General features: G+C 39.9%; 10 protein-coding genes. All 10 read left to right on the top strand.

Annotated elements, in window-relative coordinates:
- Nucleotides 1–24 precede the first annotated feature (24 nt).
- The 10 genes from E1757_RS04490 (at nucleotide 25) to E1757_RS04535 (ending at nucleotide 9,981) form a co-directional block, all read left to right on the top strand.
- Nucleotides 25–762, top strand: a complete 738-nt coding sequence (locus E1757_RS04490) for an HNH endonuclease (RefSeq protein ID WP_133225584.1) — start codon at nucleotides 25–27, stop codon at nucleotides 760–762.
- Nucleotides 763–965: 203 nt separating this feature from the next.
- A complete protein-coding gene (locus E1757_RS04495) occupies nucleotides 966–1,394 on the top strand; it encodes an HAD domain-containing protein (RefSeq protein ID WP_133225585.1) in 429 nt (142 codons plus the stop codon).
- A 1,285-nt stretch (nucleotides 1,395–2,679) separates the two neighbouring features.
- The gene (locus E1757_RS04500) at nucleotides 2,680–3,129 is read left to right on the top strand and encodes a hypothetical protein (protein WP_133225586.1); all 450 of its coding nucleotides are present in this window, start codon (nucleotides 2,680–2,682) and stop codon (nucleotides 3,127–3,129) included.
- Between the two features lie 12 nt (nucleotides 3,130–3,141).
- Nucleotides 3,142–3,882, top strand: coding sequence for a hypothetical protein (locus E1757_RS04505; protein WP_133225587.1), 741 nt, complete (start codon nucleotides 3,142–3,144; stop codon nucleotides 3,880–3,882).
- Between the two features lie 97 nt (nucleotides 3,883–3,979).
- Entirely contained in the window at nucleotides 3,980–4,654 is a 675-nt protein-coding gene (locus tag E1757_RS04510) for a hypothetical protein (RefSeq protein WP_133225588.1), read from the top strand.
- Entirely contained in the window at nucleotides 4,620–5,342 is a 723-nt protein-coding gene (locus tag E1757_RS04515) for a hypothetical protein (RefSeq protein WP_133225589.1), read from the top strand. The genes E1757_RS04510 and E1757_RS04515 overlap by 35 nt, the downstream gene beginning before the upstream one ends.
- A gap of 401 nt (nucleotides 5,343–5,743) precedes the next feature.
- Nucleotides 5,744–6,316, top strand: a complete 573-nt coding sequence (locus tag E1757_RS04520) for a cell division protein FtsQ/DivIB (RefSeq protein WP_133225590.1) — start codon at nucleotides 5,744–5,746, stop codon at nucleotides 6,314–6,316.
- Between the two features lie 20 nt (nucleotides 6,317–6,336).
- Nucleotides 6,337–6,921: a hypothetical protein gene (locus E1757_RS04525; protein WP_133225591.1), complete on the top strand. Its 585-nt coding sequence runs from the start codon at nucleotides 6,337–6,339 to the stop codon at nucleotides 6,919–6,921.
- A gap of 93 nt (nucleotides 6,922–7,014) precedes the next feature.
- A complete protein-coding gene (locus E1757_RS04530; protein WP_133225592.1) occupies nucleotides 7,015–8,775 on the top strand; it encodes a GLUG motif-containing protein in 1,761 nt (586 codons plus the stop codon).
- Between the two features lie 378 nt (nucleotides 8,776–9,153).
- Nucleotides 9,154–9,981 carry a GLUG motif-containing protein gene (locus tag E1757_RS04535; protein WP_165971954.1) on the top strand — a complete coding sequence of 276 codons (828 nt, stop codon included), beginning with the start codon at nucleotides 9,154–9,156 and terminating at the stop codon, nucleotides 9,979–9,981.
- Nucleotides 9,982–10,452 lie beyond the last annotated feature (471 nt).

The raw sequence follows: 10,452 nt of genomic DNA on the forward strand, positions 1-10,452 counted from the left end.
TAAGCATTGAAAGGAGAGGTTGAAATGATTAAAAAATATATTATTCCTGATCAAGGTATAATCATTGATATCCCAGTTACAGATGAATTCGTCTCGCAGAACTGGCGCAAATGGGAACCGGTGCTTGATGAAGCTGCCACTGATATCGACATTAATGAGGAATGGTCACAGAAGCGGAAAATCCTTGCAACAATGCGGAAGCGGAAGCAGCACGTTGTGGATCGGGTATACAGCACTTATCATGATGAATTCACAATTCTCGTTGACTTCAAGACAGGTAAGGTCGGACATTTTAATAGTCATGATTTTCGTATGGAGCTTCGTGGAAACAAGATTTTCTTAAGGCATATTAATTCGCTTAAATCAAAGTTAGTTTATGATGGAGACCTCCATACAACCTCTGGGTCATGGCTGATGAGTAGCTCGGCTCGTCTAGGCTGTAAACATTATCTTGGTATTGAATGGGTTAAAAAGAAAGGTTTCAGATCAAAGAGTCTGTATGTAAAAGATCATCAGTTAATTTCAGTTCTTTATTTTGGTGAACAAGCTATAAGTGCTATCGGAAAGAAGTCGAAACTGGAGATTAATCATCGGAATCTAGATCATTACGATAATCGCCCTGATAATTTAGAGCTAATCACAAAGAAAGAAAATAGTGCTCATAGTTTTTTGATGTATCGGTTGCTAGAGGAAAAAATTTCTGAGCTTTTCGGATTAATTGACACCGGAGTATGGCTCCATAAAACGCGTTTCGAAGTGTAAGCCCTCAAAGTTAATTTAGTTAAAGGAGACTTAAAATAGTGTCTAATGGAAAATGGTTAATAGGCGATTAGGTTGGGAGGTAGCCACTATGGAGACCTCCCTTTTGTATGTCCTCGGGAGGGGTAACATTAAGGATTTACCCAGTAGACTTCTCGAACTGTCGAATGGATGGTAACCTAAATAATAAAGGGGTGATCTGCAGCTTGCGAAACTTTAGTTTACTATTGGATTTCGATGGGGTCTTGGCTACAAAATTCTCCACACAGTCTTCTCCCTTCGATCCGGACTGCACAGAGAACTTAAAGTCCATAATCAAATGGCTTAAAACACGCTTTGATGAGGTGAAAGTGGTCGTAATAAGTAACTGGCGGTTCGACCGGACTGACAGCCAGATCATCGATCTACTCTACGATCATGGTGATTTACAGGCTCATGAGATCACTATCCTCGACAGGAGTTTCCGAAAGAAAGAAGGCATCGTAGAGTACATCAAGCTTCACGAATTGAAATCAGGTGAGTTCGTAATACTAGACGATGACTTCTTGGGAGAAGATTTAGCCGTTCACCAAATCCGAACTCGCAGTGAAGATGGAATTCGTGATCTTGATACCCTTGAGGGGTTCATCCCATAAAAGCTTCTGACCTGCAGCTGTAGCTGTAGACGGAAGCTTTTTGTTTTTCCTCAGACAACGCCGACTAATAGCCCGAGTATCATTCTGAACCCTGTTTGGGTCGCCCTGGCTTAAGCGTATCCTTTATCTGCAGAATAGCGATGCCGGAGCGGATGAGTGTAGATTTGGTTCATACGGGGTAGATTGCATTTGCAGTTTCGCCTAAATTTGAGACCTAAGGTAGCCGCGGCGGATAAGTCTCTGACTTTTGGAACTGTAGAGAAGAAATATTGGCAATAGGTTCTTACACTCTCTGATCAGGGGTATCGAATAACTATAACAGGACAGATTGCTTTGATAATTATACTGACTATCTATAGAACGATGAGGATCATTCTTATAATTAGCAGGACAAAAATTATAATCAGAGGGATTACTTTTTATAAAAAATGACAGGTTTGATAATCCGATGGACAAGGTTCATAACCGGAAGGACTGATTTTATAAAATGAAGGACAGTTTTTATAAAATCCAAATGTCCTTCATAAAATGAAGGACATTCTTGAGAATTATAAGGACAACTTTTATAAAAACCGTTCATCTATCGCACAGCCTCTAGACTATCTGTCAATAAAGTAACAGATTTTTATAAAACTAAATTCTCCCCTTAATTATCCTCCAACTATACTCAAATTGATCACAGAGTTTTTTCAGGAGACAGTCTGAATTCAAAATCTTAATATTCTGCTTCTTTAAGCGGCTTTCGGCAATAAATCCCAAACTATTGTGTAGAATGCACAGACCTTAAGCCCAAATCACTCAATAACTGAACCTCTTAGTGATTTTGCTCTAATACCATTCCCCCGTTTTATGTTGATTGTGTTCGACTTCCTCGACATTTTATCGACTTGGTAGTACTTCTATTAGAAATATCCTCCCTTCACTGATCGTCAATTTAGCTCAGCAACACTTTTTCATTTTAAGAGATTTTAGGCAACCTAATTTATTTAGTTAACGCTAACCGAGAGCCCTAACTGAGAAAAACTGCTGATATTTTAACTTCTCAGTCTATAATTTCGGTCACTTCTTCTTGTGGCTCTAAGGATTTCTGGAATAATCCAAAAACTGAGCTATCTTGTCTGCTACGGGTTCGGTTTTCTCGGTAGTTTTCTCGGTTTTGTCGTTAAACGTCAAAACCGAACAAGGAATCAAAAACTATTCCTTTATTCTGTTGTTTAAGTCCGACTTGCTTTTAAACGTTATGACAGGGCTTATGTGTTATTCCAAAGAGAGAGGGGAATGCAACTTGGGAAAAGATCAAATTCGGATTGCTGTTCAGTTTAGAAGATTGGAGGAAGACTTGTCTCAACTTAAAAAGTGTTTAAAGTCACCTGATTTATCTGATGAGGACCGCACAATCTATGAGAAAAAAATCCAATCAGTTGAAGTTATTTTTGAATTCTTGCATCTTGTTCTGGATAAAGCTTCAGCTAGGAAGAAAAAGCTTCTCCTTCTTTGTTTATCAGGTCAAGGGGGTACTACCAATGATGCATCTGAGGTTCATTATAATTCTGTTGATACGATGGACAAAGCACGTATACGAATGATGGATCGTCTCCAGAGAACAGTTTTAAATGAAGAAAAGATCGAAGCTCTTTTGAAAAGTACGACAAATGAGGAAGTTGACGAGATTAGGCAATGGTTCACCATGCATGTTTACCACAATAAGAGATTGATAAGCTACTTGGTAGATTAAGGGGGTCACGACATGGCGTATGACAAGAACATATTCGAAAAACTGAATGATGTTTATAGGGATACTAAAGCCCGTTTAACTGGCGATGTATTTCATGACCAGATTGAACTCAACATTTCAAAGCTGAAAGGCATTAAAGAAATGACGAGCTTCATTAATAAGTTTAGTTGGATAAAGCGGGAAGAAACGATAGAACGGTTTAAGTTTTTCTTGAAATCAAATCTTAATGTGGAGCAAACGGCAGCTAGGTTTGGTATCAATGAAGATACGATCCATTCTTCTATAAAGTACTATTCCGATAAATTGAAACCAATCATTGAAGCCCCACTTACTTATTTAGAGGAGTCAACCGACTTTGAATCTCTCGAAGCCGCTATGAAGAAGTTTCGTCGGGCAGTTCAACTTGAAGTCCCAAATGAGTACTTTCTTAATGGTATGACGGAGCTGTTTCCAGAACAGAAGTATGTCCCAAACTGCACCCTAGATGAATGCCGTAAAGAGTTGGAGGTTTTAGGGTTATTTACGCATATGTATGCAAACCTCATCTTAAAGGGAGGTTGCAATCAAATTAAGCTGGCACATATCCTCTCTATACTCAACTCCGATAAAGGAAATGATCAAGATTGGGGGGCGCTAAAGCTATTCTTTGATGGAGAATTCAGTATTTCAGATAGCGGAGAACCTGTAAGTATTCAAGGGCAGGTTGAGCGCATGTTCCAGTGGCTCGACGACCAAAACCCATACAACAATTAAATTGGAGGCGACCGATATGGCAAACACATACACTACCCTTCGAGACTCTATTTTTAATCTTAGATTGGAGAGAATGTTTTGTAGGAATACGAGCGAGATGTTGCTGAATCAAGAAAAAACCATTGCTTTAGAAGAGATCTTTCATTTTGCCAAAGAGAATATTCTAACTTATTGTCAGTCAACTCTTGTAGAGGAAAGAACCTATTACTTTCTACACGAAGATGATTTCAATTATCAGAAGGTTGCTACCCGATTCAATATTTCTGTTCAATCGGTCATTTTTAGCATTCATAACTCTTCTAAATCCCTCTTTTCATTGGTCGGTAACCAAATCATGCGTATTAAAGATGCAGAACATAGTGGAATTGTTCAAGTCGCTTTATCAGAATTTCGTGAGATCACGAAACCGCCGTTAATTCCTTTTTACGGTCGGTTCAAACCCTCTATGGTTCATGAGGATATAAATTATGATCTTGAACCCCTTGCTTCTCAGGCTGTTGGTTATGCCAGAAAGTATTTTGAAGAGACGGGCGACCAATCCAAGCTAGAGTATTTGACATCTTTAACGAATAGTAAAAAGCGTGAATCAGATGTTCATGATGCTGTAGCTCGTTATATGGATGGTGACTTTTCTAAGTCAGATACTGGTTCTTTCCTTCATCCTGCCGACCAAGTCATCAAAATGTTTGAGTGGCTTAAAGCTAAAAATAAGAAGGTAAAAACAGGGGGCGTTGCGAGTGCCAAGAATACACAGACGATCATCATCCCTTGAACCACATTCTCTAGTTCTGGAGAATGGTCATCTTATAGGGGTATCGGATGCAGATCCCGTTGAATTATTGGAAATTGCAAAAGCTTCATATACAGAACCGGATTTTGCGCGATTGTCTTATTCTGTTTCCAAAATCCGACTTCGTACTTATGTTGATGAGTTCTTTTCTTCAATAATTGAAACTTTACCTGTAGAGTCCGACGACTCTACAGGTTCTTCTTCAGAAACAGCTTTAACTAATGAGCAGCCGGTTAGATGCCTGGTAGTTGATAATGATGATTTAGGGACAAGGTTAGCAACGATTCAAGAATATAAATTTGTAACAGGAACAGCCCCTTTCGCAGGGGTCGGGGTCTACGTGATTTATTCAAAAGACAATTTGGGCGATAAATCAAAACAGTTAGCTCTTGAAAAGGTAGCTCAAAACTTAGATTTGTCAACGTATTTGATGGTTGCTATCGTGCAGCCCGACCAGAGTTGGCAAATAGCACTTGGGTATTTAAATGTTCATAGTCCTAAGAGTATGTATAAATTTTCAAACGTAAGGTATGCAAGTGTAAGCTTTGCCTTATTCGATCCTGTATCACTTATATCTTCGATCATCACTGGAAAGACTCTGAAAGATGTTCAACATGTTTCCCTGCACTCATTAATACCTTTAACTAGAGATTTGAGCTTTTACAAGTAGTTGAATTATGCTGTTTTACTTGGACTTTGTAACAAATTGTAGACCCAAACATGCGAAACCTTGATCTTGTGGAATTTATGAAGTTGATTCGATGGTGACGATCAATCGATAATTTTAGCAGTTTTGTTCTTATTGGTGATGATTGAGTAATCGTCTGAAATGTAAACTGATTATTTTAGTCTTCATTCTGGAAATGAGGTTGGTTAGGCTGAGTGCGATTCCCCACTACACGGGGTAATTGCACTTTTCTATTTCCTGAGGTTGAGATTCTTTCAATTTCAGGATAAGCATGGGGATAAATTTTATAGGAATTGTAAGACGTAAAAGTGATTAGCTTCTAGCCATTTCAGTTTCGGGAGGAGGCAATCAAATAAGAAAAATATGTGAAGGGATGAGTGAAGATGGATGAAGCACCTGCACCTGTAACGGAGAAACCCAAAGATGAAAAAGAAAAACGGAAACGGAGGATTTTATTCTGGATCGTAGTAGTAATTATTCTTGCCTTATTGTTCATTGTTCTTAATCGTTCCTCAGACCCGGCGAATCCGGTTGAAGATGCAAAACCGAGACCGGGTGTTGGACAGGTTATTGATGGTGATCTACCAAATATGACGGATGAACAAATTAAGGATGCACTGAAAAAGAACCAAGATGCATCAATGTTCACCCTTGCGGTAGATTCACAATCCACGTATGAGAAAGGTAGCAAAATTCTTAATCTGATGGTAGGAAATTCAGATAAGAATTCCTTAGATTGTTTTTTCGAGATTCTCGACAATGGTGAAGTAATCTATACATCACCACAAATGAAGCCAAAGCAGTACATTAAAACCGCCGAATTGTCCAGAGAATTGTCGGAAGGTACAAACAAGTTGATTGTACGATATTACGTGTCATATCAGGACACTATTATTGGTAATCCTGAAGTGAAGGTCTACGTAGTTACAAAAGATAAGGGATTAAAAAATCTTTGATTAATCGGAGGAGAAAGTACATGAAGAAACAAATGAAGAAAATCGCTGTAGGAGTTATGATGTTGTCTATGCTATTTGGTTCAACTGCAGCTTTTGCTGAAAATACGGTCGATCCCGATAATGGATCGTCAGTCGATGTGGTCGGAACTACCGATTCTACGATAATCATCGTTACTGTGCCGACTGCTTTGTCTTTCGCCATCAACCCTAACTCTGAGACACCATTCATTTCAGTCCCTGCAACCATCATCAACGGCACTTACGCTCCAGTAGATTTTCAGGTTTTAGGTATTATTTCTGATTCAGGCACTTCTACAAAAGTAGTTGAACAAATGTTGCATACTGATAAAGAGTGGCAAGGGTTAGGTAAGTCAGCAACTACCTCCCAAATTGCGCTCGGTATTAAAGAGGCGTCTAAAGAGACGGTGATTTGGTCACCGGCAGAGGTTCCCAATGTGACTCCTTCTACAGTAGCTGGCACGATCAAACTTGATCCAGACAGCACAAAAGAAATCTCGGTCAGTGCTAAGCATGGTAACGCATGGAGCAACGCACAAATCTTAAACTTTAAAGCACACATTAGAGTAGAACTGACACAGGAGTAAGAGTCGCAAAAAGGCGAGTTAAATCGTTCGATTAGGACATTAACTCGTCTTTAATTTGTTTAGCTTATATTTTCTAGGAAGGATGAGGATTAGATGAAGCGATTCACGAAGTTTTTTGCAATCATGTCTATTTTATGTTCCATGATCTTTACAGCAATGCCAATCAAGTCCTATGCAGCTGCAGTATCCCCTTCAGGTTCGGGAACGGCAGCTGACCCTTACATTCTAAAAACTGTAGATAATTTGGAGTGGCTTTCTCAACAAGTAAACGGTGGCAACGGTAATCTTTATGTCGAGTTGGGAAATAACATCGATGCAAGTAGTTTAATACTGAATCCAATTGGGTCTATGGCTAATCCCTTTAGAGGGGTATTCGATGGTAAAGGCAATAAGATAAGCAATCTTCGCGTCAGTAATCCATCAACCAATAATGTCGGGATGTTTGGCTACACAGAAGTAGGTTCCGTAATCCGAAATCTTGGTCTTGAAAGTATTAATGTTACTGGTGGCAACTCAACAGGCGGTTTAGTTGGGCGGAGTTACAGTTCAATTGAAAATTGCTACACAACAGGAACAGTTAAAGGCAGTGCGAACGCTTTTAATATTGGTGGACTTGCAGGAAACAACCATGCAACTATTTCAAATTCTCATTCAAGTGCTAATGTTACCGGGGGTTCGAACTCTTTGAGAATTGGTGGTCTGGTTGGTCAAAACGCTGGATCGCCTAATCCTTTGGCAACAATAACGAATTCGTATGCAACTGGAAATGTTACTGGTCAATGGATTATCGGTGGTTTGGCTGGTGAGAATTCATATTTTGGAGAGATTAACAGTTCTACTGCTTCAGGAGGCGTATCAGGTTTAGCAGAGTTCATTGGTAGTTTGGCTGGTCGAAGTGTCAACGGAGGAATTTATAATTCATCTGCTACGGGGACTATCTCAGGAGGATCTAAAAATATCCCTGGTCTTATCGGTAGTAGTAAGGACTATTTGCAAGATGCAACATATGTGAAAACGGCGTCTGATTTCATTTATACAAATGCTGACGGAACAGCGACCATTGTTGGGTATGCTGGATCGAATACATCAGTAAACATCCCTTCTGTCTTAGAGGGGTATAATGTGACAGCAATTCAAGATGCATTCGTTAATAACACTCATCTTAATTCGGTAACCGTTGAGGACAAGAGCATTAATTTCACTGAGAGCGGAGAAGCCGTTACCTCCAACATCACTATTCGGGGGTATCGTTCCTCAACGGCACAAATTTTCGCCACAGATTACTCGCTGAAATTTGAGTCGTTAGACGGAAGTTCCGAGGGCGGCGGAACAGAAAATGGTGGTAACGGAGATGGTTCTTCTGGTAATACAGATGAATCTCAAAAGATCGATATTACAGGTGATGTTTCTTCTACACTCATTATTGTAACCGTACCTACTTCCGTAAGCTTTGCTATCAAAACGAACTCCGAAGTAAATCCTTTTGTTAGTGTCCCGTTTAGCGTTCAAAACGAATCTAAGGCTCCAGTTGATGTGGAGGTTTTAGGGTTCCAAGCTAATCCAGATACATCTGCAAAAGTAGTAGATGCGAAAAAGTATAGCGACACTGACTGGCGCAAGTTGTCAGCGAGCAAGTCGGAGCAGGAGATCGCCCTTGGTCTTAATGTTGATGGGTCGACAATTTGGTCACCTGCTGAAATCGAAGGGGAGACACCTAACACTGTGGTCGATTCGATTAGAGTTGATCGGTTGGGATCAAAAGAAATCAAGTTAGAAGGTAAACACGGTATGGCGTTCAAGCAATCCAAAGTGCTTGGTTATAAGATGCATATTCGTGTTGAACTAGCAAGCTAATATAGTAGACTTCCGAGCCCCTCTTAATGAGGGGTTTTTCTATGTTTACTCCAAACTATGAGATGGCCAAAATTTTAGAGTTATTTATTTAATGGATGATAATCTAGTGTTGTCATTAACACTATCTATAATTTTTTGAGCTTAGTTTTATGAGTAAGCCAGGTCTTCTCTACTCGTATTATGTTGTTTAATTCAGACTTGCCAGTTCAGTTAGCGATTTCCCTTAGTCAAAGTACGAATTCTGTTTCGGGGTAATTCGCATTTTTTCTTCTTGAGAAAATTCCACTTTAAGAGAAATTCAGCAATCAAAATCATTACTATACAAGGCGGTTTGATCCAAGTCCTACCGCCAACTCCCCCGAAAGGATGATATTGAATATGATTAGAAAGATAATGAAGTCGTTCCCGAAAGCATTCGCTACGTTAACAGCTTTGACCATGATCTTTGCCGCGGCACCGCCATCTCAGACGTTTGCAGCTCCAGTTGCCCCTTCAGGTTCTGGAACAGTATCAGATCCATATGTTCTTGTCAGTAAGGAACACATAGAGTGGCTTTCGAACAAAGTAAATAAAGGGGACGTTTCCGTCAATGCTAAACTTGGAAGCGATATTGATGCAGCTGGTTTAAAGCATGACCCCATTGGGACGAGCGAACACCCGTTTAATGGTTTATTCGATGGCAGGGGTTATAGGATCAGTAATTTGAAGATCGACAAATCTTCAAGCAATAACGTAGGCTTTTTCGGTTACACCGATGAAGACTCGGTTATTAAGAATCTCGGTCTGGAGAATGCTACTGTATTGGGAGCATCCTTTACTGGCGCTTTAGCTGGACGCAGTTACGGTATGATTGAAAATTGTTACACGACCGGAATTGTAACTGCTGCTTATAACTCGATTAATGTTGGCGGACTTGCCGGGAATAATCACGGAACTATCGACAATTCTTATTCTAAAGCTAATGTCAAAGGAAGCCCAACATCCGATAGAGTTGGAGGTTTGGTCGGTCAGAATGCGGGGACGCCAGATAGGACAGCTGAGATAAGCTATTCTTCCGCAGAGGGAGCCGTTTCGGGAAGTGGGAAGGTCGGCGGTTTAGTCGGTGAAAACTGCTCCTTCGGCTCAGTTACTGATTCCACCGCGTCAGGTGAGGTTTCTGGTCGAGATTTCGTCGGAAAATTGATTGGTCGAATCGTTCCTTGGTAAGATTATGATTCAAGTGTTGAAGAGATTTCTGTTTAAGAGATGTTAGAGCATAAAAAATATTATTAAGTAGCAGGAAATGCTTAATCTACCTGCTATCTTCCCTCTCTCTTTTGCCCACGTTGCCATGTGCAGCGTGGGACTTTTTTTGTCCATTTTTCAATACTTCCCATATTCGTCTTCTTCATCTTGATTTAAAACTCAATTTTAGGATTATTGGTGGCATTGAATTTATACCAAGTGTAGACGCCCTATCGAGGGCATATAGAGATAACAATTTCAGGGAGAGTGAAGAATTATGAAATTCGATGAAATGCGCCAAGAGAACTTGATCGATGTTATTTTGCAGAGCAGGTACATGGGCAATGTAACAATCGATGATCAAACTTATCATGAGTTTATAAGAAACGGGGAGTTATTTCACATTCAATGCAGCCGATATCGTTTATTTCTGATCGTAAAGTTGATTCCTTT

The sequence above is a fragment of the Paenibacillus piri genome, assembly GCF_004354045.1.
Taxonomy (GTDB): domain Bacteria; phylum Bacillota; class Bacilli; order Paenibacillales; family NBRC-103111; genus Paenibacillus_S; species Paenibacillus_S piri.

What these genes read in the sequence shown, in the direction of transcription:
- E1757_RS04490 (WP_133225584.1), top strand. Translation starts at nt 25, where the DNA reads ATGATTAAAAAATATATTATTCCTGATCAAGGTATAATCATTGATATC.
- E1757_RS04505 (WP_133225587.1), top strand. Translation starts at nt 3,142, where the DNA reads ATGGCGTATGACAAGAACATATTCGAAAAACTGAATGATGTTTATAGG.
- E1757_RS04510 (WP_133225588.1), top strand. Translation starts at nt 3,980, where the DNA reads ATGTTGCTGAATCAAGAAAAAACCATTGCTTTAGAAGAGATCTTTCAT.
- E1757_RS04520 (WP_133225590.1), top strand. Translation starts at nt 5,744, where the DNA reads ATGGATGAAGCACCTGCACCTGTAACGGAGAAACCCAAAGATGAAAAA.
- E1757_RS04525 (WP_133225591.1), top strand. Translation starts at nt 6,337, where the DNA reads ATGAAGAAACAAATGAAGAAAATCGCTGTAGGAGTTATGATGTTGTCT.
- E1757_RS04530 (WP_133225592.1), top strand. Translation starts at nt 7,015, where the DNA reads ATGAAGCGATTCACGAAGTTTTTTGCAATCATGTCTATTTTATGTTCC.
- E1757_RS04535 (WP_165971954.1), top strand. Translation starts at nt 9,154, where the DNA reads ATGATTAGAAAGATAATGAAGTCGTTCCCGAAAGCATTCGCTACGTTA.